Source organism: Mesorhizobium shangrilense (assembly GCF_040537815.1).
Classification (GTDB): domain Bacteria; phylum Pseudomonadota; class Alphaproteobacteria; order Rhizobiales; family Rhizobiaceae; genus Mesorhizobium; species Mesorhizobium shangrilense.
Window position 1 is genome coordinate 1,129,850 of sequence record NZ_JBEWSZ010000001.1, and the last position, 24,060, is coordinate 1,153,909.

Consider the following 24,060-nt stretch of genomic DNA (forward strand, 5'->3'; position numbering starts at 1 on the left):
TCCCCATGCTCAAGCTGAAAATGCGCGAAAAACCGTTTCCCGAGCTCTCCTATGCCAATCCGTGTCAGCCGGCGCTGGCGCGGTGGGTGATCCATTCCATCGAAGGCCTTTCGGGCCGTGATCGTTTCGCCGCACTTTACGATTTCTGGCGCCGCCAAGTGGTGCCGACCGGCGAGCGCGTGTTCAGCCGCATGCTGGAGCTGATCGACGTCCGGATACGGACCGCCGACCAATGGCCGCCGGCGCAGTTGCCGGACACGCCGCTGGTGATCGTCGCCAATCATCCCTTCGGCATCGGCGACGGCATCGCGGTGCTGTCGCTGGCCGAACAGTTGGGGCGTCCATTCCGGGTGATGATCCACAAGGATCTTCTCAAGATCCGCGAGATGGAACCCTATTCGCTGCCGGTCGATTTCTCCGAAACCAAGGAAGCATTGAAGAACAATCTGGCCGTACGCCATGAGGCGGTGCGGCTGCTCAAGGAAGGCGTCACCATCGTTGTGTTTCCGGCCGGCGGCGTCGCCACAGCACCGAAGGGCTTTGGTCGGGCACGCGATCTGCCCTGGAAGATGTTTCCGGCCCGTCTCGTCCAGGATGCCAAGGCGTCTGTCGTCCCGATGCATTTTTCCGGTCAGAACGGCAGGCTGTTCCATCTGGTGAGCGGCCCGATGAACATGGCCGAACGCGACGGACGCGTGGCGAAATTCGTCGGCAAGGCGTCGCTGACGCTGCGCATTTCCCTGCTTATCCACGAATTCGCGCGTCTGTCCGGCAAGCCGATCGACGTTCGCGTCGGCGATGTGCTGAGCTGGAGCGAACTGGAGCCGCTGCGTGACCGCAAGGCGCTGCTCGATCGGCTTTATCGCGGCGTTTTCGATCTGGCGCCGGCCGCACCACGCCGCCGGATCCCGTTCCTGCCGGCGCGGACCAAGCTGGCTGCCTAAGGTCATTCGCCTAACGAATTGACCGTCATGTTGATGTCATGGCAGTTCGGGACTGGACAACGGCAGACGCTAATCCGCGCCTTCTTCCGGGTCCATGGCCGCTGCTTCGTTGGCCAGAACCTCGATCTCCTGGTTCTGCCCGGCCACGACCGTAAAGTCCTTCTGATAGATGCGGTCGCGGTTCTTGGCGATGATGGTGTAGTCGCCTTCGGCGAGCACCATGGAGGCGAACGCGCCGACGGTTTCCTTGATCGGATCGCCGGATTCGTTGAGCAACGACCAGGACGTATCCGCGATCGCCTCGCCGCCGGTCTCGCGGACCAGCTTCATGGTTATTTCGGCTGCGTGATGCTCGACGGTTGCTTCGGTCAGCTTGCCGGCCTCGACGCGGATGTCGGAGCGGATGACCGCGTTCACCGCGCCATAGGTCGAGACGACATGGTAGATGCCGGCGTTGAGCCGCACCACGCTGTTCGGTTCGACATCGGGGATGATCAGTGCGCGGTCCCCATTGGGCTCGGCATGGCCTTCATAGATCGAGAAGCGCAGCTTCTTCGGCGGGATGTGCGCTCCGCCCGACAACACCGCGTCGAGCTTCAGTCCACCGGCATCGAGCACGAGGCTTTCGCGCCTGGCTTCCTTGCTGACGGTGATGCGCTTGGTGGCGCCGGCCCGGCCGTAGGAGGCATGGACCAGATAGCTGCCCGGTTCGAGCTGGAACACGGCCGTGCCACCATGCGCCGAGGCAACCATCGGCAGCTTGCCGTTGACCGTTTCAGGCTTGAAGACGCGCCAGACGATGCCGCGCGTGATGTCGGCACCCTTGTCGGTCAACTGGGCCGAAAGGGTGATCGCGCCGCTGTTGCCGACCGCCAGCGTGGTGTCGCTCTTCGGCGTGGCATAGCTCGAAATCCCTGGGAGTTTCAGGTTGCTGACGCCGTCTTTTTCCTGTGCACCGGCGAGCGAAGCCGGCACCATGAACAGCGCGGCACCAAGCCAGACCAGCAAAAGGCGCAGAGTCCCCTCAAACATGCCTTGCGTTGAAGCCCATGGCGGTGGCAATTTCAAGGCTTAAGAGTCCGATCGGCTTCTGTTAGATGACTCTTCAAGTCCGGCGCGCCGCGCCAATGCCCGAGCCGCCCGAATTCCCGCAGGCGCGCTTCAGCTCAAAATCGAGTGTTTTAGGAGAATTGCGCCCATGGCGTCGCCGATCATCGACTTCCTGCTGACCCGCAATTCCGCGCCGATCCTGGATTTGAAGGAGCCTGCACCCAGCGACGCGGATATCGCGACGATGATTGCCGCGGCCACGCGGGTTCCCGATCACGGCCGGCTGGAGCCTTGGCGCTTCATCCTCTATCGCGGCGAGGCGCGCGTCGAGATCGGCCGGAAACTGGCCGCCCTTGCCGAACAGCGCGAAGGACCCTTGCCGGAAGGACGCCGCAACCAGGAACTGGCGCGGTTTTCGCGCGCCCCATTGGTGATCGGCGTGGTGTCGGTCCCGAAGGAAAATCCGAAGATCCCGCAATGGGAGATGTTCCTGTCCGGCGGCATGGCGGCGATGAACCTCATGATATCAGCCAATGCGCTGGGCTATGGCACCAACCTGATCAGCAACTGGTATTCCGACGTGCCGGAGGGCAGGGCCATCCTTGGCCTGGCGCCGAGCGAGCGTGTCGTCGGCTTCATCCATATCGGCTCCTACGCCGGGCCGGCACCCGAGCGGCCGCGGCCTGATTCGGCAAAGCTCTATGCCGACTACGCGGGACCCTGGAACGGCTAAAATGTTCTACGAACCGTCCGAGGGCCATGGCCTGCCGCACGATCCTTCCAAGGCAATCGTCGCACCACGGCCGATCGGCTGGATCTCGACGCTGAATGGGGCAGGCGAGGTCAATCTTGCGCCCTATTCCTTCTTCAATGCCGTGTCGACGCGGCCCTTCATCGTCTGGTTTTCGTCGGAAGGCGAGAAGGATAGCGCCGCCTTTGCTCAGGAGACGGGCGAATTCGTCGCCAACCTCGTCAGCCGCGACCTTGCCGAGAAGATGAACCGCACCTCCGTCAACGCACCGCGCGGCGTCAACGAGTTCGCCTACGCCGATCTCGCCATGGCGCCTTCGCGTCTGGTCGCGCCGCCGCGCGTGGCGGCGGCGCCGGCCGCGCTTGAATGCCGGGTGACTGAGATCTTCCGGCCGAAGGCATTGGATGGGACGCTGGCGAGCGCCGTTGTCGTCGCCGGTGAAGTGATCGGCGTCTACATCGACGATGCCTTCCTGAAGGACGGCATGTTCGACATCGCCATGGCCGGGAATGTCGCCCGTCTCGGCTATATGGACTATGCCAGCGTCAGCGAGATTTTCTCCATGCGCCGGCCACGCTGGGACAAGGACTAGGCGGTTCATCGTTTCAAGGAAACGCAGAACCGCTCTATCTCTTTGTTTTGACGCAATTCCGGACGGAAAACCGTTTCACACTTTTCCTGGAATTGCTCTTAGGCACTCGGTGCCTGCTCCACCGTCCGCCGACGGGCTGTCATGACGGCGCGCACATAGCCGGGTTCGCTGATCCGGATGCTTCCGTCGGGGAGGCCGAGTATGCGGTCGAGAGCGATCTCGTAGAGCCTGACGCGTTTCTCCAGGGTTTCGATGGCGACGTCCATGTCGGCGTCGCTGCCGCTTGCGATCGCCTTGGCGACGACGCCATGCGTGGCCATGCCGAACTGCATGACCATGTCGGCGACGCCCTCAGGATCGAAGGTCCGGAATGTGCCGTCCTCGACACCTTGCCTGATGATCTTGACCAGCAGGGGCGAAAACGACGCGCTGGCCGCCAGGTTGATGCGATGGAAGAGCACCAGGTTTTCCGGTCGAAACATCGTCTCGAAAAGAGCCCAGGCTTCCGCCGCGGCCTCGACCTTGGCCTGCCGTGACTGTGCAAGCAGACCATTCAGGCGGTTGAGCGGATCGAGACCGGGATCGTCGAGTATGTCCTGGACGCCAGCCAAGGCCTGCCTCGCGAAGCGCTCGGCCAGCGCTTCCAGGAGAGCCTCCTTGGAGGCGAAATAGTGATAGAAGGCGCCTTTCGACACGCCGGCCGCCGCAATCACGTCATTGAGGCTCGCTCGGTCGTAGCCATGCGTCAGGAACAGGGCCTGGGCCTGGTCCAGGAGTTCTTCTCGCCTGAGCTCTGGGTGCTTGATGACGCGTGGCATGGCCATACCTTCTGCACGTGGCGGCGGTCCCCGTCCAGATGCGTGATACCAGCTTGAAAAATAGACCGATGGTCGGTATAATAGACTGATGGTCTAATTCAGCCAATGCCGGCCAGGCAATTCACGGAAGGTTGGTCATGATCTCGAAGTTGATCCTTCAGACATTCGTGTGGTTCGGCGTCATGGGCGTGTTGCTCTTCCTGTCGGCTGGCACGCTGCACTGGCCGGGAGCCTGGGTGTTCCTCGTGGTGATGGTCGCGCTCAGCCTCACCCTGGGCGTGGCGTTGGCCCGGCGCGATCCGGGCCTGATGAATGAGCGGCTGAGCCCTCCCATCCAGAAGAACCAGACCGCGGCCGACAAGGTCCTGCTGAGCGTGCTGCTGCTTGGCATGTTTGGCTGGCAGATCCTCATGGGCCTAGACCTCCGTTTCGGCTGGTCGGCGGTTCCCCTGTGGGTGCAGGTGGTCGGCGCTCTGATCCTGCTGCTTGGAATCTGGATCTGCTACCTTGTGATGCTGGAGAACAGTTTCGCGGCGCCCGTCGTGAAGATCCAGGACGAGCGCGGACAGCACGTGATCACCACGGGTCCCTACAGTTTCGTGCGCCATCCGATGTATGCCGGCGCCATTCTCTTCTTCGCCGGCACAGCACTGCTGCTTGGCTCCTGGTGGGGGCTGGCATCGGTGCTGGTGTTCGTCATTCTCCTGGCCATCCGCACATTCATCGAAGAAGCAACGCTTCGGACTGGCCTGCAAGGCTATGACGACTATGCGGCCCATGTCCGCTACCGCCTGATTCCGCGGATCTGGTAGCGGCTCGTTCGTTCAGGCGGAAATCCCCGCCGCCTTGGCCCGAGCCAGAAGCCGCTCCGCCAGCTTGAGATGCGGCCGATCATACATCTTGCCGTTGATGCCGACGACACCGGGATTTCCGGCCGCGTCGAATGCTGCGACCACGGCGGCTGAATGCGCGATGGCCTCGGCCGACGGTGTGAAGGCCGCGTTGATGACCGGCACCTGCGCAGGGTGGATCGCCATCTTGCCGGTAAAGCCGTCGCGCTCGGCTTCGGCGCACTCGGCCTCGAAGGCGGCCATGTCGCGAAAATTCGGGAATACAGTGTCGATGGCGGCGACCTCCGTCGCGCTTGCCGCGAGCAGGGTCATGGTGCGGGCGAAACGGAACACATCGGTGTAGCGGCCGCGCTCGTCACGGGCCGCGCGTGCGCCGATCGCCGCCGACAGATCCTCGGCGCCCCAGGTGAGTCCGGCCAGGCGCGCGCTTGCCCCAGCATAGGTCGCGGCCGCCAGAACGCCGGCCGCCGTCTCGGTGATGATCGGCAGGATTCTGATCGCGCCGTCGGCCAAGCCGTTTTCGGCTTCGCGAACCCTGAGCTTTGCCGACAGATGCTGCACATCCCGGCCGCTGTTCGATTTCGGCAGCATGATGCCGTCGGGCCTCGCCGCAACCAGCGCGGCCAGGTCATCGTCGGTCAATCCAGTCGACAGATCGTTGACCCGCACATAGATCGCCGAACTGGTGTGTTGCCTGTGCCCGAAGATGAAGCGGGCCGCGATGTCGCGCGCCATTGCCTTGTTTTGCGGTGCGACGGAATCCTCGAGGTCGACGATGACGACGTCGGCGCCGGCGCCAAAACCCTTTTCCAGCTTCTTTTCCGAATCGCCGGGGACAAACAGCAGCGAACGCACCGGTCAGGCCGTCTTCTTCATCATGGCCTGTCTCGTGCATTTGGCGACGAGATCGCCGTGCTGGTTGTAGGCGCGGTGTTCGAGTTCGACGATGCCGCGGTCTGGCTTCGATTTCGACTCGCGCACCGAGATGACCGTGGTCTCGACGCGGATCGTGTCGCCATGGAAGACCGGATGCGGAAACACCGTTTCCTTCATGCCGAGATTGGCGATTGTGGTGCCCATGGTGATGTCGTTCACCGAAATGCCGATCATCAGGCCGAGCGTGAACAGCGAATTGACCAGCGGCTTGCCCCATTCGCTCTTGGCGGCGAAATCGAAATCGATGTGCAGCGGCTGCGGGTTCAGGGTCATGACCGAAAACAGCATGTTGTCGCTTTCGGTGACCGTTTTGCGCAGCGTGTGCTGGAAGACATGGCCGACGACAAACTCATCCAGGTAAAGCCCAGCCATGGCCGATGTCCTCCGTTTCCGTTGTTTGATAGGCGCTGCAAGCCGGGCCATCAAGCGGGTTAATGAATATGGTGAACCGTTCGTAAACCATTTCTGCCTACCCTCCGTAACGGGGCCGGAAACATCTGGCAGGGGGCGTAAGCAGGCGGCATGGTTGTCTCGCATTTCTTGAAATGGATCTACACGGCGCGAGTCTCGGAGCGGGCCGCCGCAGCCAGCGCGCTGGCCCGTGCCTACATCAATTCCGACCTGCCGTTCGAGGATCGCTGTGCCGCAGAAGCTGCGCTGACGCTGCTGCTTGATGACGCGTCGTCCAAGGTGCGGCTGGCCATCGCCGAAGCGCTGTCCATGAGCCATCACGCCCCGTTGCAGATCATCAGCGCACTGGCCTCCGACCAACCGGAAGTCGCAAGCCTGGTGCTGGCACGTTCGCCGCTGCTCACCGATGCCGACCTGATCGACCGTGTGGCCTCCAGCCAGAAGGCGACGCAGAAACTCATCGCCGATCGGCCTGTCGTCTCCATGGCGCTTTCGGCGGCCATCGCGGAGATCGGCGAGGCCGATGCCTGCGCAGTGCTCCTCGCTAACAGCGGCGCCGACATCGCGTCGCTCAGCTTCCGCCGCATTGCCGAGCGTCATGGACATCTGCCCCTGGTGCGCGAGGCGCTGATTGCCGACGCGCGCCTGCCCGCCGACTGCCGGCACATGCTGCTGGTCAAGCTTGGCGAGACGCTCAAGGGATCGCCGCTGGTGATGGCGCTGATGGGCGCAGCCAGGGCCGATCGCGTCATGCGCGACGCATGCGTGAAGGCCTCGGTGACGTTGATCGAAGGCACGCGCCAGGAAGAGCATGCGGCGCTGATCGAGCATCTGCGCCTGCGCGGCGACCTGACCGCAAGTTTCATCATCCGGACGATCGCGCATGGCAAGGTCGACTTCTTCGGCTCCACTTTGGTCGCGCTTTCCCAGCAGTCCGAGCAAAGGGTGCGGGCGCTGCTGGCCGGCGGGCACGATGTTGCGCTGCAGGCGCTGTTCCGCGGCGCGGGCCTTGCCGCCGCCACCCACGCCATCATCCTGCGGGCGCTAAAGATCTGGCGCGAGGTCGCCAATGGCAAACGCATCGCCGGGGTACAGGAAGTCAGCTGGCTGATGCTCAAGGAATTGGGCGGGCAGTCCGCGGAGGGCGATCTCGTCGCACTGGTCAAGTCGATCCATCTTGATGCGCTGCGCGAAAACGCCCGGGGACATGCGCTGGCTATAGCTGCCGCCTAACCTCGATCCTTCGCGAAGAAATCCGGAAAATCCTCGATCGCGGCGGCGATGATGCGCAGCGAGGCGGCGACCTGCAGCATTTCGCCCGCATTGCTTCGCTGCGCGATGCCGGCTGCGTATTGCCTGGCGACGGTGACGGTCGATGTCTGCGGTTCGCCCGGCCGCCGGAAGAGCAGCTCGCGTGCCAGCCCACGCAGAAAATTCGAGACCGAGAGGGCCGTTTCGGACGGCAGGGTGGCACTCTGCAATGCGTGGCGCAGATGCAGGATTTCGATGCCGACGGTGACAGCGGCGATGCTGCCATCCAGAACCGCATCGCCCTTCTTTCCGGTGCGTTGCGTCTGCGACATAAGCTGGTTGACCCGATCATAGGCAAGGCTCTCGAAAGCGGTGCGCCTCGGCACGCGCTCATGCAGGCAGAGGCGCGCCAGGTCTTCGCGCATCACGCGTACGATGCGGTTGACGAAGACCCATGGATCGGAGGGCAGCACGACGATGAAGACGCCGATCGCCAGCAGGATGCCGACCAGTATCGATGCGCAACCTGCCAGGAAAGGCCCGGGATCGTAGGTCATCGCCTGATGCGGGCTGAGGAAGGCCAGGAAATTGATGGCAAAGGCGGTGGCGACGCCGACGTAGCGCGGATTGGCCATCGCCAGCGCGGCTGGCACCAGGATCGGCACGACAAAGACCATGAACCAGCCGAAGCCGGGCAAGGCGGGCAGCGCGATCTGGCCGACAAGGAAGGCAAAGGGCAGGGCAAGCAAGGTGCCTTTGAAGAAACCCCAGGCCACTTGCACCGGGTCGGGACGGGCGGCAAACAGGCTGGAGACGACGGAGACGAGGATGACTGTGCCCGCCGCTTCGGACCATTTCGTCGTCAGCCAGAAGGCAGCGACCAGCAGGGTGGCCAGTGCCGCGCGCACGGCGTTGCGCGAGGCCGCCTGGTAATCGCGGTGCACCACCAGCGCCGGCTGCTTGCGCACGCGCGCCGAGCGCGAGGCGGGAGCGCGCAGGGCATCGAGGCCACGCAGCACCTGCTTCAAGGCTTCGGCGAAATCGGCGGCGATGGTGAGGCGCGTGATGGTGCCAAGCCTCTCATCGGCTTGTCCGTCCGGCATGTCCGGCATCTGCCTTGCCCTGGCGGCGATGACGTCGAGCCGCGCCACCCACGGCGTGATATCATCGAGAGCGCCTGGTTTGGCCGCGAGTTCGCCGACCAGTGCATGCAGGTCGGCGCGCACCGGAATAAGCGCCGCGTTTTTCGGTGCGGCATGGGCATGCAGCGCGCGTGCCGCCGAGAGGGCTGACAGCAACTGGCCGATGGTGCGCCGGACTGGATGTGCTCGGGTCGCCAGGCTCGGTGCTTCCAGCCTGGCATAGACGCGCATTTCGCCGAGAGTCTCGGCCTCGGCGATCAGCTTTCGGTGCAGGTCGGCCAGTACCGCCGCATCGCGGCCGGAGAAGGCGCCGGCGGCATAGACGGCGAGATCGAGAATGCTGCGCTTCAGCCTTTCGATGATGGCCTCGCCCGCCAGCTTGGGCAGGATCAACCGGCTGGTAACGCCGGCGCAGACGATGCCAAGCACGATTTCCGCGCAGCGCGCGACGGCGAGATCGACCACGACATGCGGTTGTCCGAAAGCCGGCAAGCCGATGATCATCGCCGTGTAGCCGGCGAGTGCCGCGCCATAGGCCTCGGGATTGCGCAGCAGTGATGAGACAAAGGTGCTGATGCCGATCCAGACCGCAAGTACCGTCACCAGCAGCCACGGATCGGGACCGAAGACGATGGTGATGCCGATCGCCGCCAGCCCGCCGGCCAAGGTGCCGAGCAAACGGTAGAAGCCCTTGGCCAGCACCATGCCCGCCACCGGCTGGGCAACGATGAACACAGTCATCATTGCCCATTGCGGATGGTCGAGCTTGAGCTCGTAGGCAGCCAGAAGCGCAATCAGCCCGGCCGAAACGGTTCTAAGAGCAAAAATCCAGTCCGAGCGCGTCGGTCGCGTCAGGTCGGCGAACCTTGTCCCGACATAATCTTTCAGCCGCGCCCATATCACATGCCCGACTCCGCACCCGTTACGGACAAGGTAGAGCAGCGGGCGCTCAGATATCCAGCACTTCCGTCTCGGCGAATTCGGCGCGTTCCTGGATGAAGCGGAAACGGGCTTCGGGCTTGGTACCCATCAGCGCGTCGACGGCGTCCTTGGTCGCGGCCTCTGCGTCGATCACATCCACCCTGAGCAACGTGCGCTTTCTGGGGTCCATGGTGGTTTCCTTCAGCTGCGAGGCCATCATCTCGCCCAGGCCCTTGAAGCGGCCGAGCTCGACCTTGCCGCGACCGGTGAACTCCGTGCGCAGCAACTCGTCCTTGTGGGCATCGTCGCGGGCATAGGCGACCTTGCCGCCCTGCCGGATCGAGTAGAGCGGTGGCACCGCCAGATAGAGATGGCCGCCGTGAACCAGCGACGGCATTTCCTGATAGAAGAAGGTGATCAGCAGCGAGGCGATATGGGCGCCGTCGACGTCGGCGTCGGTCATGATGATGACCCGGTCGTAGCGCAAATCCTCGTCGCGGTATTTCGAGCGCGTGCCGCAGCCGAGTGCCTGGATCAGGTCGGAGATCTGCTGGTTGGCCGCGAGCTTGTCGTTGCCGGCGCTGGCGACGTTGAGGATCTTTCCGCGCAGCGGCAGCACCGCCTGGCTGGCGCGGTCGCGCGCCTGCTTGGCCGAGCCGCCGGCCGAATCGCCTTCGACGATGAAGAGTTCGGCACCCGCCGCCGCGTTCTGGGTGCAGTCGGCGAGCTTGCCGGGAAGGCGCAATTTGCGCACGGCGCTCTTGCGCGACACTTCCTTTTCCTGGCGGCGGCGCACCCGCTCGTCGGCGCGCGCAATCACCCATTCCAGCAGCTTCGATGCTTCCTGCGGATTGTCAGCCAGCCAGTGGTCGAACGGGTCGCGGATCGCGCTCTCGACAATTCGAACTGCCTCGATCGTCGCCAGCCTGTCCTTGGTCTGGCCGACGAATTCCGGTTCGCGGATGAACACCGACAGCATGCCTGCCGCTGAAATCATCACGTCTTCCGAGGTGACGATCGAGGCGCGCTTGTTGCCGACGAGATCGGCATAAGCGCGCAGCCCGCGCGTCAGCACGTTGCGGAAGCCGGCCTCATGCGTGCCGCCTTCGCCGGTCGGGATGGTGTTGCAGTAGGAATTGATGAAGCCGTCGCCGCCGAACCAGGTCACCGCCCATTCCAACGCGCCGTGGCCGCCTTGTTTCTCGGTCTTGCCAGCGAAGATTTCCCTGGTGACCTGGAATTCGTCGCCGAGCGAGGCCTTCAGGTAGTCCTTGAGGCCGCCGGGGAAATGGAACGTCGCCTTGGCCGGCGTCGTGTCCTTTTCCCTGATCAGCGATGGATCGCAGGTCCAGCGGATTTCGACGCCGCCGAACAGATAGGCTTTCGACCGCGTCATGCGGTAGAGCCGCGCCGGCTCGAACGCCGCGCCCTTGCCGAAGATCTGCTCGTCGGGATGGAAGCGGATCTTGGTGCCGCGCCGGTTGTGCACTTCGCCGAGCTGCTCAAGCCCGGTCACCGGAACGCCGCGCGAAAAACGCTGGCGGTAGAGCTGACGCCCACGCGCCACCTCGACCTCGAGATGATCCGAAAGCGCGTTGACGACGGAGACACCGACGCCATGCAGGCCGCCCGAGGTCTCATAGACCTTCGAGTCGAACTTGCCGCCGGAATGCAGCGTCGTCATGATGACTTCGAGCGCCGGCTTCTTGAATTTCGGGTGCGGATCGACCGGGATGCCGCGACCATTGTCGGTGACGGCGAGATAGCCGTCGGCGGACAACTCCACGTCGATGAAGGTCGCGTGGCCGGCGACCGCCTCGTCCATCGAGTTGTCGATGACCTCGGCGAACAAATGATGCATCGCCTTGTCGTCGGTGCCACCGATATACATGCCTGGACGCCGCCGTACCGGCTCAAGGCCTTCAAGCACCTCGATGTCGGCGGCACTATAGCTGTCGCTGGCATCACGCGATGGCGCTGGGCGTTTCGCTGCCTGCACCAGCGGATCCGCCGGGCGCGCCGGTGCACGAACCGGTTGCGGCTGCTTGCCCAGGTTGCCGAAAAGATCGTTGCTGTCGTCCATGCCTGTCCGGGTACCGATACTGCGAATCACCCCGCAATACTGCCACGCTTTTGCAGCGTAGGCGACGGAGGTTCCTGTTACGTTCGAGGATTTGACCCCCTCTTAACCCAAAACCATTCGATAACCAAGCAGGCGGAAATAGGTCGAATGCCGCCGAGCAAGATTCCTCATTCTTTAACAATGCCGCCTAGCGTGAGCCCAACAAAACAAGAAACTGCGGGCATCAGGGGTTTCGGCGTGAGGGGCAAGGCCATAACGATGATCGGCATCGCCGCCGTTTTCGGCGCGATCTCGATCTTTGCCGCCGATTTCTGGGTCAAGAGCCAGGCCAGGACCGGCGCCGAGGAAAGAACGGCGTCGATCGCCGCTCCGGAGACGCCGAAGGTCGAGTTCAAGACCATCGTGGTGGCGAGTGCTCCGTTGCGCTACGGCATGCCGGTGGAGCGGGGACAACTGGCCGAAATCCCTTGGCCGCAGGACTCCCTGCCGCAGGGCGCATTCGCCACCGTTGATGCGCTGATGGCTGACGGCAATCGTGTCGTGCTGTCGCCGATTGAAATCAACGAACCGCTGCTGCTCGCCAAACTGTCGGGACCGAACGGCCGCGCGACGCTTTCCAACATGCTGTCGCCCGGAATGCGGGCGGTGACCATCCGCACCGACGAAATCGCTGGGGTTGGCGGTTTCGTCACACCCGGCGACCGGGTCGATGTCGTTCTGATCCGTGACGCCGGCGAAATCCAGGAAGTGGCCAAGAACGCGCAAGGGGCGGCGGGATCGACCATCACCTCGGAAATCGTCGTGGCCGACGCCAAGGTGCTGACCGTCGGGCAAGGCGCCGACGTGCGCCAGACCACGCCGCAAATTGCCAATTCCGTGACCATCGAGGTGACAACGGAGGGAGCCCGCAAAGTCGCGCTTGCCCGCACCGTCGGCACGCTGTCGCTGTCGCTTCGCTCGGCCAGCGACAGCATTGTCGGCAAGGACGGGGTCACCACCATCTCAGCCTTTGGCGGATCGGTCGCCTCCGGTGTCAAGGCGACCGCTGTTACGGTGTTCGACGCTGTGGCCAAAGAGCCCGAGGGTCCAAAATTCAAGAAGATCATCGTGACCCGCGGCACGCAGGTCGAGGAATACCAGGTGCCTTCGCGGGACCAGAAATAGAGGCCGGCATGTACCGGACAGGGACGAGACAATGTTGGCGCTGATCATGCATGGGATGACGAAACGACTGCGTCTGGCGCGCGCCCTGGCGATAGCGGCTTCGCTTGCCGCTGCCGGGATGCTGGCTGTTGGCGCGCCAGCCCGGGCGAGCAATGACATTGTCTATGTGTCGTCGACCAAGAATGCGTCGGTCAAGGTGGCCAAGGGCAAGCCGAAGACCATCATCACCAGCGCCGCCTTCTACCAGATCGTGATCGGCGACCCCGACATCGCCAACGTCAACCCGTTGACCGACAAGTCCTTCTACGTGCTCGGCAACAATCTGGGCACCACCGGTATCGCGCTGTTCGACGAGAAAAAGCAGCTGGTGGGCACCATCGACATCGAAGTCACGCTCGATACCGACCAGCTGGCCAGCACGATCCGCGCCGCCGTGCCGGACGCCAACATCAAGGTCGGTTCCGCCAATGGCCGCGTCGTGCTGTCGGGCGACGCTGATGATGCCGTTGCCGCCGACAAGGCAAACAAGATCGCGACGCGCTTCTCCGGCAAGGAAGAGGTGATCAACTCCGTCAACATCTCGTCGTCGCAGCAGGTCCAGCTCAACGTCCGCTTCGTCGAGATCAACAGGCAGGCGGGACAGCAACTGGGCGCGAAATACGCCGCCAATTTCGCCTATGGACTGGGTGGGCGCAGCGTCCAGATCGATCCGGGTACTGTTCCGGCCGCGGGCACCGGCGAAATCATCGGGCGGTTGCTGTCGAACGGCGTTTCGATCGACATTGCAATCCAGGCACTGGAAAACAAAGGCCTTGCGCGACGGTTGGCCGAGCCGAACCTGATCGCTCGCTCTGGCCAGACGGCAAGCTTTCTCGCCGGCGGCGAGTTTCCGATCCCTGTTTCCGAGGACAATGGCAAGATATCAGTCAGCTACAAGAAATATGGCGTCAGCCTGGATTTTACACCGACCGTTCTGAAAGACGGGCTGGTCAGCCTGGACATCGCACCGGAAGTCTCCTCGATCGACGCATCGGCTTCCTACAATATTGGCAATATCTCGGTTCCAGGGTTCATCGTACGCCGCGCCAGGACGTCGGTGGATCTGAAGAACGGCCAGAGTTTCATGATCGCCGGCCTGCTGCAGGACCAGAACGATATCACGACATCGCGCATTCCTGGCCTTGGCAAACTGCCGGTGCTCGGCTCACTGTTCTCCTCGAAGTCCTATCAGCGACGTGAGACCGATCTGGTCATCATTGTCACGCCCTATCTGGTCAAGCCGGTCGACCCGTCGAAAAAGATGGCGGAGCCAACCGACGGCACGCTGCCGCCGAGCAACGCTGACTATTTTCTCAACAACACGGACGAAGTGAAGGCGTCCGACGCCAACCGATCGCTGGCAATGGCGAGCGGAAGTGTCGTGCAGCCGGCCACTGTCACCACCGTCGGTCATTTCCTCGACCTGCCGAAGGATTGAAGCCATGCGCGGGATCTCGAGATCGAGCATCGCCTTGCTGCTGGCCGGCCTCGCCGGCGGTTGCACCAGCGACGACTATCAGCGCACCGAGGGGCCGACCTTGGCTGCCGGCAATGCGCAGGCAGCCAACACCGTCGTGCAGATGGTCGACCCGTGGAAATACGGCGTCCAGAACACGAAGCTCCTGGTGCCGGCAAAGCGTGACGCTCCAGCGACCGGCGGCACTGACCCGGCGGCTGCTGCGAAAACGTCACAATCGACCGCAAGCGACTGATTCATTGGCGACTTATTTGATTGACGAGTTCAATCGGCGACTGACCTGACGGGCTGACAGAATGGCAAGTGGAACCAAATCCAGGAAGATCCTGCTCGTATCGACCGACAGGGCCTTTCTCCAGGACACGCGGACGGCATTCGCCGCCTCCGAAATCATCCAGCTTTCGACGGTCGAAAAGTCAGTCACGGAGTTGCGCGGCGAGATCCAGGAAACCGACTTCGGCGCCATCATCGTCGATATGGATGCCGCTAGGCTCGAGCACGTCGAGTCGCTGCAGCGCATCATGCGTCGGTTGGAGGGCCGGGTGCCTGTCGTCGTCGTCACCCAGGAGTTCAACGCGGCGGCGGTGCGCATACTGGTCCAGCTCAAGGTCGCCGATTTCCTCGTCAAGCCGATCACCACGGCCGATCTGGTTCGTTCCGTTATCCGCGCGCTGCAGGGACCCGGACGCGAGGAAAACACCGAATCGCAGATCTACACCTTCATGCCGGCCGCCGGCGGCGTCGGCACCACGACGCTGGCGCTGCAGACCGCCTTCCAGCTGCATCACTCGGTGACGCGGGGCGCCTCCACCTGCGTGGTCGACCTCAATTTCCAACAGGGCGCCTGCGCTGAATATCTCGATCTCGAGCCGCGCTTCGACATCACCGAAATCGAGAACCAGCCGGAGCGTCTCGACCGGCAATTGCTCGACGTGATGCTGTCCAAGCATGCGAGCGGCCTTTGCGTGCTGGCGGCGCCGACGCATCCGTCGGAGATGCGCTCGTTCAAGACCGATGTCGTGGTGCGCATGCTCGATCTGGTCTCGGCCTATTTCGACAATGTCGTCATCGACATGCCGCGCACCTGGTTTCCATGGACGGAGACGGTTCTGCTCGGTTCCAACAAGCTTTACATCGTCGCCGAGATGACGGTGCCGTGCCTTCGCCATACGCAGCGGCTGATCCAGGCTGTCTACGAGACCGCCGGCAAGGAGGTGAAGCCCAACGTCATCGTCAACCGCTTCGAGCAGAAGATGTTCGACAACGGCATCAAGCAGGCCGACGTCCAGGAGATCCTCGGCGAGCATTTCGTCGGTGGCATCGCCAACAACTATCGGCTGGTGCGCGAGGCGGTGGATCGCGGCGTACCGCTGCACGAGATCGATCCGAACGCCAATGTCATCAACGATCTGAAGAAGATCATCCTGCCCGAGGAGACGCTGGCGACAACAGCGAAGTCACGCTCGCTGTTTGGCATCAGCAAAGGACTGTTTCGGAGGAAAGCCGGATGAGCAGCCGTTTTTCCACCCTGCAGAACCGCGATGCGCGTCCCGCGCGTCCCGTGGATCCGGCACCTGTCGCGCATCATGCCGTCGTCATCCCGACAACCCGCAAGCATGTGCCGGCAAAGCCGGAAGCAGCACCCGCGAAGAACGCCAACAAGGTGCTCGATGCACGCGTGCGCATCCACAGGATGCTGCTCGAGGAAATCAACCTCGTCGCTCTCGAGCGGTTGCCCAAGGATGAGATGCGCCGGCAGGTGCATGAGTTCGTGTCGGAAAAGACCCGCCAGGAGCGCATGGCGATCAACACCGCCGAACTCGATGCGCTGGTCGACGACATCGTCGACGAGATGGTCGGCCTCGGTCCGCTGGAGCCGCTGCTGAAGGATCCGGATATCAACGACATCCTGATCAACGGCCACCAGAACTGCTTCGTCGAAAGAAGGGGCAAGCTGCAGCAGGTCAACATTCCATTCAAGGACGAGGCGCATCTCCTTAGAATCATAAACAAGATCGTGGCCGCCGTCGGCCGTCGCGTCGATGAATCGCAGCCGATGGTCGATGCGCGCATGCTGGACGGCTCGCGTTTCAATGCCGCCATTCGTCCGGTCGCCGTGGACGGGCCGCTGGTGTCGATCCGCAAGTTCTCGAAGAACAAGCTTGGCCTGCACAAGCTTGTCGAGTTCGGCGCCATCACCCAGAACATGGCCGAAGTCCTGGCCGCAGCCGTGCATGCCCGCAAGACGACGATCATCTCGGGGGGCACCGGTACCGGCAAGACGACGATGCTCAACGCGCTGTCGGCATTCATCCCGGAAGACGAGCGGCTGATCACCATCGAGGACGCCGCCGAGCTCCAACTGCAGCAGCCGCATGTCGCGCGCATGGAGACGCGGCCTGCCAACATCGAAGGCCATGGCGAACTGAAGCAGCGCGATCTGGTCAAGAACGCGCTGCGCATGCGACCCGACCGCGTCATTCTTGGTGAGTGCCGCGGCGAGGAAGCGTTCGACATGCTGCAGGCGATGAACACCGGCCATGAAGGGTCGATGGCGACGATCCATGCCAACACGCCGCGCGACGCCATCTCCCGCCTCGAACAGATGCTCGGCATGACCGGCATGCCGATGACGGTGCAGTCGATCCGCAGCCAGATCGCCAGCGCGCTCGACCTGATCGTGCAACTGACACGCCTGTCGGACGGCAAGCGCAAGGTGACCAGTGTCGCCGAGGTGACCGGCATGGAAGGCGACGTCATCCAGATGCAGGAGATATTCCGCTTCGTGCGCACCGGCATGGAGGCCGACGGCAAGATCCTCGGTCATTTCGAGGCGACCGGCATCCGCCCGCGCTTCCTCGAGGATCTGCGTGCCATGGGCATTGAGTTTCCCGGAAAATATTTCGAACCCGGCCGGCCGCAGGACTGACGATGTTCAGCGGATTCAGCGCCATCTACGTTGTCTATGCCACTGCGGCGCTCACCGGCATCATGATCGCCGAGGCGTGTTACCTGCTCTATGCCGGCCGTAGCGACAAGCGCACCGCCATCAACCGGCGCATGAAGCTCCAGGAAACCAAGATCAGCCAGGAACAGGTGCTGCTCCAGTTGCGCAAGGAGCGCGGCATCGATGCAGACACATCGCTGTTTTCACTGGACAGGTTCCACGCGCTGCGCACGCAGTCGGGCATGGTCATGCCGCTGGCGAGATTCCTGATGATCACTTCGGGCGTGGCGCTTGGCCTGGCTTTGGTCGCGATGTGGTACGGCCTGCCAATGCTGTTCGGCCTCATCCTGTTCGTCGTCCTGTTGCCAGTCGTGCCGGTGATGACAATGCGTTTCAAGCGGGGCAGACGATTGAAGCGGTTCGGCATGCAGCTTCCGGAGGCGCTGGAATTGATCACGCGCGGACTGAAGGCTGGTCATCCGGTTCCCGTGGCCATCGCCATGGTGGCGCGCGAAATGCCCGACCCGATCGGCACCGAGTTCGGCGTCATCGCCGATGAGGTGACCTATGGCTCCGACCTGGTTTCGGCCTTGAATTCCCTGTTCGAACGAGTCGGCCATGAGGATCTGCCGCTGTTTCTCACCGCCGTGTCGATCCAGACAAGCTCAGGGGGCAATCTGCGCGAGATCCTCGATGGGCTTGCGCTGACAATCCGCGAGCGCGGCAAGCTGCGCCGCAAGGTGCGGGCGATCTCCACCGAAGGCCGCATGTCGGCCTATATCCTGACCGCCGTGCCGGCGCTGCTGTTTGCCGCCATCATGGTGCTGATGCCGCAATTCTACCGAAGCGTCTGGGGCGAAGCGAAGACCTGGTACCTGCTTGGCGGCTCGATCGCCTGGCTGATGCTGGGCAACGTCATCATGTTCAAGATGTCGAACTTCCGGTTCTGACATGAACAGCGTGATCGAATTCGTTGCCTCGCTTGCCCCGACCTCGCCGATGCCGGTGGCGGTCCTGTTGCTGTTGTTGGGTGGTGGCGCCGTGACCTGGCCGCTGGTCACGGCAAAGGGCGACCGCAACGACCTCAAGCGCCGGCTCAAGATCGAGGACAGCCGGATGGTTGAGAAGGCCGAGCCGGCACCCAGGAAGAATCCCGGCGCGGTGCGCGAGAAGGCGGTCAAGCGCGCCCAGGAATTCTACGCCAAGAGCGACCCGGAGAATGTCGCCCGCCTGCGCTTGAAACTCATCCAGGCGGGCTACATGGAGCCGCGCGCCGTCGGCCTGTTTTTCCTCATCCGTTTCGCGGCCCTGGTTGGCGGTGCGATCGGCGCCTTCCTGGTCAACCGATGGATGGCGAGCGCGGATGCAACGATGACCAGCCGCTGGACCTTCGTCATCCTGTCGGGAGCGGCCGGCTATTTTCTGCCCGGCCTGGTGCTGACCCAGAAGGTTCGCGAGAAGATGCGCGAATACCGCAATGGCTTTCCCGACTTCATGGACCTGATGATCGTCTGCTCCGATGCCGGCATGAGCATGGAAGCCGGTATCGAACGCGTGTCGAAGGAGCTTGCCAGAACCTATCCCTCACTCAGCCAGAACCTGCAGCTTGTGTCGCTTGAATTGCGGGCCGGCCGCAGTCTCGACGATGCGCTGAAGGCGCTCGGCGATCGTCTCAGCCTGGACGAGGTTCGTTCCTTCGCCACGCTGCTGCAGCAGTCTAAGGAACTCGGCACGAGCCTTTCGGGCGCACTGCGCGTTTTTTCCGATGAAATGCGCCACAAGCGCATGTCGCTGGCGGAGGAAAAAGCGCATGCTTTGCCGGCTAAGATGTCGGTGCCGGTGGTGGTTTGCATCCTGCCGGTGGTGCTGATGATCGCGGTCATTCCGATCATCGTCAAAATGACATCGATGCACTAAGCTCAGAAGTTAATGCGCTCTTTGCACGATCTCAAAATTTTGGAAGTGTTTCGGCACTGAAGCTTAATCGCTCTCCAATACTGTGCCCTTGAACAACGACCTGGTAAATCGGGCGATCGGGGCAGGGCATGCGTCACAGAGTTTTCTCGGCAATGGCCGCGATGGCGACCATCTTGATGGTAACCGGCTGTTCGGCCAGCGACGTCGACAAGACCAAGACCACGGCCATCCCGCCGGTAGCCAAAGACGTCAGCACGTCGGATTTGGCGCAGGGCAAGGTGCAATTCCGCGAGGCCAACTACGGTCTCGCCGAACAGCATTTCCGCAAGGCGGTGGAGTTGAAGGCCGACAATGCCGAAGCCTGGATGGGGCTTGCAGCTTCCTACGATGAGCTTGGCCGCTTCGACTTCGCCGATCGCGCTTATGACCAGCTGCTGAAAGTTGCCGGGCGCAAGCCGCGGATCGTCAACAATATGGGCTATTCCCAACTCTTGCGCGGCAACCGCAAGAAGGCCGAGGCGCTCCTGCTGGAGGCCAAGGCTGGGATGAAGGACCCCGCGGTCGTCAATGCCAATCTGGCGCTTCTGAACAAGGGATGATCATCCGATCTTGACGGCATGTGTCGTGTTTCCGCGAGATGGCGTCGACGCTTTGTAAACCTTGACCGAAGTTTGGTGCGGAAGACCGGATGAAAGCGGTTTGCGCGCACGCCGGCTTACCTAGAATGCCGCGAACGATCCCCAAGAGGCCGCTGCTTACGCATGTTGGATTTCAGTTCGCTCCTGCTCGCGGCGGCGCTGTCAGGCGCGTGCCTCAGTGGCACGATGTTCGCGATCTGGTTCACCGCGCCGCGGGCACGCTTTGTCCTGACGATGGCATGCGGCATACTCGTGCTTGTCGCGCATGTCGTCCTGTTCTGGCTGTACGCCAGGGACCCCAGCCCCTTGCTGTGTCAGGCGGTGCTGGCGCTGCTCAACATCGGCTTTCTCGTCGTTTGCCTGTCGGCCATGCAGTATCTCGACGTCCGCGACTACAGGCGCGCCGTCTTGCCCGGCTTGGTCGTGCTGGCGGCCAGCGCCGGCGCGACCATCCTCGGCTTCGACGGCATCGGTTTCATCGTCAGTTACACATTGGTAACGGCGCTGCTCGCGGCAATAGGGGCACTGTTCTGGGTCAATGGTGGTGGCCATGATCGACGGATTCTGCTGGTCGTTTCAGCCCTGAGCGGTGTCTGCGGCTTGTCCTTCGGACTGTGCGGCGCGGTGCTTCTCTTGAAGGGGCAGTGGGTGCTGGGTGCTGCGCCAGACAATTGGGCCGAACGGCTGAATTCCGTGGTCTCGGTCGCCTGCATGACCGGGCTGGGCGCCCTGACGCTCTCCCTTCATCATTTGCAGGCGCAGATCGAGCTGAAGGCTGAGACCATGACCGATCCGTTGACCGGACTCATGAACCGACGTGCCTTGACATCATTTTACGGCGAGCGTGCTTTCGGGCCGTTCATGTCGATCGCCATGTTCGACCTCGACCATTTCAAGAGGACCAACGATGTCTTCGGTCATCCCGTCGGCGACCAGGTTCTGTGCCGCTTCGCCGCTGTCATCAAGAAGTATACCCGGACCGGCGTCGATGCGTTTCGATTGGGCGGCGAGGAGTTTGCAATTGTCATGTCGCGAATGACGCCGGAGAGAGCGTACGATATCGCGTGCAAGATCGGCGTCGCTTTCGGTGCTGAAGTCGTTGCCACCAAGCTTGGACCGTTGCGCAGCACCGTCAGCGGCGGCATCGGCTTTGGCCGTCCTGACGGTGCCGTGCTCGATGAAATGCTCGCCGAAGCCGACGTGGCGCTCTATGCGGCGAAGCGCGCCGGGCGAAATTGCGTGATGTCTTCGAAAACTGGCAAGGCCGACCCTGTCGGGCCGGCCTTGCGCTCCGCCTGATTGCTCGGGGAAGACTATTCCGCGGCCCCTAGATAGTCAGACAGCGGCGGGCAGGAGCAGACGAGGTTGCGGTCACCGGCGACGTTGTCGATGCGTGACACGGGCGGCCAGTATTTGGCAGATGTGTCGGCATCACCTGCAGGATAGGCAGCCTCGAGCCGCGAGTACGGGTGGGTCCACTGGCCGGCCAGCGCCTCGGCGGCGGTGTGCGGTGCGTTGACCAGCGGATTGTCGGCCAAGGGCCACTCGCCCCTGGCGACTTTCGCGGCTTCCCCCGCAATGGCGATCATCGCCTCGCAGAAGCGGTCGAGCTCGCGCTTGGGTTCGGATTCAGTCGGCTCGACCATCAGCGTGCCGGCCACCGGAAACGACATGGTCGGCGCGTGGAAGCCGTAGTCGATCAGGCGCTTGGCGATATCGTCGACACTGATGCCGGCGCTTTCCTTGAGAACGCGCGTGTCAAGGATGCATTCATGCGCGATACGATCGTGCCGACCCTTGTAGAGCAGGGGGAAGTGCGGCGCGAGCCGTGTCGCCACGTAGTTGGCCGAGATGATGGCGGTCTCCGTCGCCTGTTTCAGGCCAGCAGCGCCCATCATGCGGATATACATCCAGGTAATCGGCAAGATGGAAGCGCTGCCGAACGGCGCTGCCGACACGGCATGCGCCGAGCCTTCGTTGATATGGCCGGGCAGATGGGGCTTCAGATGCGCCTTGACGCCGATCGGGCCGACGCCCGGGCCGCCGCCGCCATGCGGAATGCAGAAGGTCTTGTGCAGGTTCATGTGGCAGACATCGGCGCCGATATCGGCAGGCCGCGCCAGCGCGACCAGCGCGTTGAGGTTGGCGCCGTCGAAATAGACCTGGCCGCCATGCTCGTGGATGAGGGCGCAGAGGTGGCGCGCGCCTTCCTCGTAGACGCCGTGCGTCGAGGGATAGGTGAACATCAAGGCCGCGAGATTCTTGGAATGCTCGTTGGCCTTGGCCCGCATATCGTCCATGTCGATATTGCCGTCCTCCAGGCAGCGCACGACGACAACGCTCATGCCGGCCATCGCCGCACTTGCCGGATTGGTGCCATGCGCGGAGGAGGGGATCAGGCAGACAGTGCGATGGCCTTCGCCGCGCGCGCGGTGATAGGCGCGGATGGCGAGCAGGCCGGCATATTCGCCCTGGCTGCCGGCATTGGGCTGCAGGCTGACGGCGTCGAAGCCGGTGATCTCCGACAGCCACCCCTCCAGCTCGCCGACCATGGCGCGATAGCCGGCGGAATGGCTGGCCGGCGCGAAGGGATGCAGGTTGGCGACGCTCGGCCAGCTCACCGGCATCATTTCCGCGGCGGCATTGAGCTTCATCGTGCAGGATCCCAGCGGGATCATGGTGCGGTCTAGCGCCAGGTCCTTGTCGGCCAGCCGGCGCAGCAAGCGCATCATGTCGGTTTCCGACTTGTTCTCATGGAAGACCGGCTGGGTCAGGAACTCTTTTCCACGCGGCTTGCCGGGAACGGTACTGTCGGCGGACAGACCAGCCTTGGCGCCGAACAGGGCCGCGATCGCGTCGAGATCGGCGTCGGTCGAGGTCTCGTCGAAACTGATGCCGACATGGTCGGCATCGAGGAGGCGCAACAGCCGGCCGTCCCTTTCGGCGGCGGCCGCGATCTGGGCGGCCTCGCCCTTCACTTCCACCGTCACCATGTCGAAGCGGCTGGCGCCGAGCACAGAAACGCCGGCCGCCTTGAGGCCGTCTGCCAGACGATTTGCCAGCGCGTGGATGCGCCCGGCAATCGCCTGCAGCCCGGCTGGGCCGTGCCAGATGGCATAGGCCGTCGCCATGTTGGCAAGCAGCGCCTGCGCGGTGCAGATGTTGGAGGTCGCCTTGTCGCGGCGGATATGCTGCTCGCGCGTCTGCAAGGCCAGGCGGTATCCGGGGCGGCCCTTGCTGTCGGTCGACTGGCCAACGAGGCGGCCGGGCATCAGCCGCGTCAGTCTGTCGGAGACGGCGCAATAGGCAGCGTGCGGGCCGCCAAAGCCCATCGGCACGCCAAAGCGCTGCATGGGGCCGACGGCAATGTCGGCGCCGAGTTTCGCCGGTGCATCGGTCAGCGTCAGGCCGAGCGGGTCGGCGATGAAGACGACGAGCGCGCCGGTGGCGCGGGCCTTGTCGATCGCGGCCTTGTGGTTGCCATAGACGCCAAAGGTGTCTGGCCAGGAGACGAGCAGGGCGGCCGTGTTATCGTCGATCGTTTCGCCGTCGATCTCTATGCCGAGCGGCTCGGCGCGGGTACGCACGACATCCAGCGTCTGTGGGTGGGGCGTGCCGGCAAACGCGATCCTGGTCCGCTTGTCGCGATGATGGCGCAGCGCGATGCCAACGGCTTCGGCGACCGCGGTTGCTTCATCAAGCAGCGAGGCCGACGCCACCGGCAGGCCGGTCAGTTCGGCGACCAGCGTCTGGAAATTGAACAGCATTTCCAGCCGGCCCTGGCTGATCTCGGCCTGATAGGGGGTGTAGGCCGTGTACCAGGCCGGATTCTCGAACAGGTTGCGCTGGATGACTGGCGGCACGTGGACGCCATGATAGCCGGCGCCGATGAAGCTCTTCAGCACCGTATTGCCAGCCATGATCGCCGACAATTCGGCCAGCGCTTCGGCTTCGCTGGCCGGCGCGGGCAGGGTCAGCGGCACGTCGAGGCGGATCGACTGCGGCACGGCCTGGCTGATCAGCGTCTCGACGGACGGAACGCCGATCACGGCAAGCATGGCTCTGACATCGTTGACACCCGGACCGATATGGCGGGCCGAAAAGGGGGTAAGTGCTGCGCTCATCGTT

General features: G+C 63.2%; 21 protein-coding genes. 14 read left to right on the forward strand and 7 right to left on the reverse strand.

What is annotated here, in order from left to right:
* Positions 1-5: 5 nt before the first annotated feature.
* A complete protein-coding gene (locus ABVQ20_RS05800; protein WP_354458590.1) occupies positions 6-944 on the forward strand; it encodes a lysophospholipid acyltransferase family protein in 939 nt (312 codons plus the stop codon).
* 69 nt (positions 945-1,013) lie between these two features.
* Here the strand turns inward: ABVQ20_RS05800 and ABVQ20_RS05805 are convergent, their stop codons facing one another.
* A complete protein-coding gene (locus ABVQ20_RS05805) occupies positions 1,014-1,976 on the reverse strand; it encodes an RgsD C-terminal domain-containing protein (protein ID WP_354458591.1) in 963 nt (320 codons plus the stop codon).
* A gap of 166 nt (positions 1,977-2,142) precedes the next feature.
* On the opposite strand from ABVQ20_RS05805, the gene ABVQ20_RS05810 reads away from it, so the two are divergent.
* Both ABVQ20_RS05810 and ABVQ20_RS05815 read left to right on the forward strand, forming a co-directional pair.
* Positions 2,143-2,727 carry a nitroreductase family protein gene (locus ABVQ20_RS05810; RefSeq protein ID WP_354458592.1) on the forward strand — a complete coding sequence of 195 codons (585 nt, stop codon included), beginning with the start codon at positions 2,143-2,145 and terminating at the stop codon, positions 2,725-2,727.
* Between the two features lies 1 nt (position 2,728).
* Positions 2,729-3,337, forward strand: coding sequence for a flavin reductase family protein (locus ABVQ20_RS05815; RefSeq protein WP_354458593.1), 609 nt, complete (start codon positions 2,729-2,731; stop codon positions 3,335-3,337).
* A 98-nt stretch (positions 3,338-3,435) separates the two neighbouring features.
* On the opposite strand, the gene ABVQ20_RS05820 is transcribed toward ABVQ20_RS05815, so the two are convergent.
* Positions 3,436-4,155 carry a TetR/AcrR family transcriptional regulator gene (locus ABVQ20_RS05820; protein WP_354458594.1) on the reverse strand — a complete coding sequence of 240 codons (720 nt, stop codon included), beginning with the start codon at positions 4,153-4,155 and terminating at the stop codon, positions 3,436-3,438.
* 137 nt (positions 4,156-4,292) lie between these two features.
* Between ABVQ20_RS05820 and ABVQ20_RS05825 the strand changes: the two genes are divergently transcribed.
* Positions 4,293-4,967 carry a methyltransferase family protein gene (locus tag ABVQ20_RS05825; RefSeq protein ID WP_354458595.1) on the forward strand — a complete coding sequence of 225 codons (675 nt, stop codon included), beginning with the start codon at positions 4,293-4,295 and terminating at the stop codon, positions 4,965-4,967.
* Between the two features lie 12 nt (positions 4,968-4,979).
* On the opposite strand, the gene ABVQ20_RS05830 is transcribed toward ABVQ20_RS05825, so the two are convergent.
* Together ABVQ20_RS05830 and ABVQ20_RS05835 are read right to left on the reverse strand one after the other, a co-directional pair.
* Positions 4,980-5,861 carry an HpcH/HpaI aldolase/citrate lyase family protein gene (locus ABVQ20_RS05830; protein ID WP_354458596.1) on the reverse strand — a complete coding sequence of 294 codons (882 nt, stop codon included), beginning with the start codon at positions 5,859-5,861 and terminating at the stop codon, positions 4,980-4,982.
* Between the two features lie 3 nt (positions 5,862-5,864).
* The gene (locus tag ABVQ20_RS05835; RefSeq protein ID WP_354458597.1) at positions 5,865-6,314 is read right to left on the reverse strand and encodes a MaoC family dehydratase; all 450 of its coding nucleotides are present in this window, start codon (positions 6,312-6,314) and stop codon (positions 5,865-5,867) included.
* A gap of 150 nt (positions 6,315-6,464) precedes the next feature.
* On the opposite strand from ABVQ20_RS05835, the gene ABVQ20_RS05840 reads away from it, so the two are divergent.
* The gene (locus tag ABVQ20_RS05840; protein WP_354458598.1) at positions 6,465-7,586 is read left to right on the forward strand and encodes a DUF2336 domain-containing protein; all 1,122 of its coding nucleotides are present in this window, start codon (positions 6,465-6,467) and stop codon (positions 7,584-7,586) included.
* Here ABVQ20_RS05840 and ABVQ20_RS05845 read toward each other — a convergent pair.
* Both ABVQ20_RS05845 and parE read right to left on the reverse strand, forming a co-directional pair.
* Positions 7,583-9,649: an FUSC family protein gene (locus ABVQ20_RS05845; RefSeq protein ID WP_354458599.1), complete on the reverse strand. Its 2,067-nt coding sequence runs from the start codon at positions 9,647-9,649 to the stop codon at positions 7,583-7,585. The genes ABVQ20_RS05840 and ABVQ20_RS05845 overlap by 4 nt on opposite strands.
* A gap of 46 nt (positions 9,650-9,695) precedes the next feature.
* Positions 9,696-11,750, reverse strand: coding sequence for a DNA topoisomerase IV subunit B (gene parE / locus ABVQ20_RS05850; RefSeq protein WP_354458600.1), 2,055 nt, complete (start codon positions 11,748-11,750; stop codon positions 9,696-9,698).
* Positions 11,751-11,987: 237 nt separating this feature from the next.
* Here parE and cpaB point away from each other — a divergent pair, with 237 nt between their 5' ends.
* From cpaB to ABVQ20_RS05895, 9 genes are all read left to right on the forward strand, one after another.
* On the forward strand, positions 11,988-12,914 hold the full coding sequence (cpaB, locus tag ABVQ20_RS05855; RefSeq protein WP_354458601.1) for a Flp pilus assembly protein CpaB: 927 nt from the start codon (positions 11,988-11,990) through the stop codon (positions 12,912-12,914).
* A 118-nt stretch (positions 12,915-13,032) separates the two neighbouring features.
* A complete protein-coding gene (locus ABVQ20_RS05860; protein WP_435528409.1) occupies positions 13,033-14,391 on the forward strand; it encodes a type II and III secretion system protein family protein in 1,359 nt (452 codons plus the stop codon).
* Positions 14,392-14,395: 4 nt separating this feature from the next.
* On the forward strand, positions 14,396-14,665 hold the full coding sequence (locus ABVQ20_RS05865; protein WP_354458603.1) for a hypothetical protein: 270 nt from the start codon (positions 14,396-14,398) through the stop codon (positions 14,663-14,665).
* A gap of 61 nt (positions 14,666-14,726) precedes the next feature.
* A complete protein-coding gene (locus ABVQ20_RS05870; RefSeq protein ID WP_354458604.1) occupies positions 14,727-15,941 on the forward strand; it encodes a CpaE/TadZ family protein in 1,215 nt (404 codons plus the stop codon).
* Positions 15,938-17,359: a TadA family conjugal transfer-associated ATPase gene (locus ABVQ20_RS05875; protein ID WP_354458605.1), complete on the forward strand. Its 1,422-nt coding sequence runs from the start codon at positions 15,938-15,940 to the stop codon at positions 17,357-17,359. Before ABVQ20_RS05870 ends, ABVQ20_RS05875 begins: the two co-directional genes overlap by 4 nt.
* Positions 17,360-17,361: 2 nt before the next feature.
* Complete coding sequence (locus ABVQ20_RS05880; protein WP_354458606.1) at positions 17,362-18,327, forward strand: type II secretion system F family protein; 966 nt, start codon at positions 17,362-17,364, stop codon at positions 18,325-18,327.
* A gap of 1 nt (position 18,328) precedes the next feature.
* Positions 18,329-19,294 carry a type II secretion system F family protein gene (locus ABVQ20_RS05885; RefSeq protein WP_354458607.1) on the forward strand — a complete coding sequence of 322 codons (966 nt, stop codon included), beginning with the start codon at positions 18,329-18,331 and terminating at the stop codon, positions 19,292-19,294.
* A gap of 128 nt (positions 19,295-19,422) precedes the next feature.
* Complete coding sequence (locus ABVQ20_RS05890) at positions 19,423-19,893, forward strand: tetratricopeptide repeat protein (protein ID WP_354458608.1); 471 nt, start codon at positions 19,423-19,425, stop codon at positions 19,891-19,893.
* 162 nt (positions 19,894-20,055) lie between these two features.
* Positions 20,056-21,231 (forward strand): GGDEF domain-containing protein, encoded by a 1,176-nt coding sequence (locus tag ABVQ20_RS05895; RefSeq protein WP_354458609.1) that lies wholly within the window; start codon positions 20,056-20,058, stop codon positions 21,229-21,231.
* Between the two features lie 14 nt (positions 21,232-21,245).
* Here the strand turns inward: ABVQ20_RS05895 and gcvP are convergent, their stop codons facing one another.
* Positions 21,246-24,056, reverse strand: a complete 2,811-nt coding sequence (gcvP, locus tag ABVQ20_RS05900) for an aminomethyl-transferring glycine dehydrogenase (protein ID WP_354458610.1) — start codon at positions 24,054-24,056, stop codon at positions 21,246-21,248.
* Positions 24,057-24,060: the final 4 nt, after the last annotated feature.

Coding starts and splice junctions, on each gene's coding strand:
- ABVQ20_RS05800 (WP_354458590.1), top strand. CDS start 6: ATGCTCAAGCTGAAAATGCGCGAAAAACCGTTTCCCGAGCTCTCCTAT.
- ABVQ20_RS05805 (WP_354458591.1), bottom strand. CDS start 1,976: ATGTTTGAGGGGACTCTGCGCCTTTTGCTGGTCTGGCTTGGTGCCGCG.
- ABVQ20_RS05810 (WP_354458592.1), top strand. CDS start 2,143: ATGGCGTCGCCGATCATCGACTTCCTGCTGACCCGCAATTCCGCGCCG.
- ABVQ20_RS05815 (WP_354458593.1), top strand. CDS start 2,729: ATGTTCTACGAACCGTCCGAGGGCCATGGCCTGCCGCACGATCCTTCC.
- ABVQ20_RS05820 (WP_354458594.1), bottom strand. CDS start 4,155: ATGCCACGCGTCATCAAGCACCCAGAGCTCAGGCGAGAAGAACTCCTG.
- ABVQ20_RS05825 (WP_354458595.1), top strand. CDS start 4,293: ATGATCTCGAAGTTGATCCTTCAGACATTCGTGTGGTTCGGCGTCATG.
- ABVQ20_RS05835 (WP_354458597.1), bottom strand. CDS start 6,314: ATGGCTGGGCTTTACCTGGATGAGTTTGTCGTCGGCCATGTCTTCCAG.
- ABVQ20_RS05840 (WP_354458598.1), top strand. CDS start 6,465: ATGGTTGTCTCGCATTTCTTGAAATGGATCTACACGGCGCGAGTCTCG.
- parE (WP_354458600.1), bottom strand. CDS start 11,750: ATGGACGACAGCAACGATCTTTTCGGCAACCTGGGCAAGCAGCCGCAA.
- ABVQ20_RS05860 (WP_435528409.1), top strand. CDS start 13,033: ATGCTGGCTGTTGGCGCGCCAGCCCGGGCGAGCAATGACATTGTCTAT.
- ABVQ20_RS05865 (WP_354458603.1), top strand. CDS start 14,396: ATGCGCGGGATCTCGAGATCGAGCATCGCCTTGCTGCTGGCCGGCCTC.
- ABVQ20_RS05870 (WP_354458604.1), top strand. CDS start 14,727: ATGGCAAGTGGAACCAAATCCAGGAAGATCCTGCTCGTATCGACCGAC.
- ABVQ20_RS05875 (WP_354458605.1), top strand. CDS start 15,938: ATGAGCAGCCGTTTTTCCACCCTGCAGAACCGCGATGCGCGTCCCGCG.
- ABVQ20_RS05880 (WP_354458606.1), top strand. CDS start 17,362: ATGTTCAGCGGATTCAGCGCCATCTACGTTGTCTATGCCACTGCGGCG.
- ABVQ20_RS05885 (WP_354458607.1), top strand. CDS start 18,329: ATGAACAGCGTGATCGAATTCGTTGCCTCGCTTGCCCCGACCTCGCCG.
- ABVQ20_RS05890 (WP_354458608.1), top strand. CDS start 19,423: ATGCGTCACAGAGTTTTCTCGGCAATGGCCGCGATGGCGACCATCTTG.
- ABVQ20_RS05895 (WP_354458609.1), top strand. CDS start 20,056: ATGTTGGATTTCAGTTCGCTCCTGCTCGCGGCGGCGCTGTCAGGCGCG.
- gcvP (WP_354458610.1), bottom strand. CDS start 24,056: ATGAGCGCAGCACTTACCCCCTTTTCGGCCCGCCATATCGGTCCGGGT.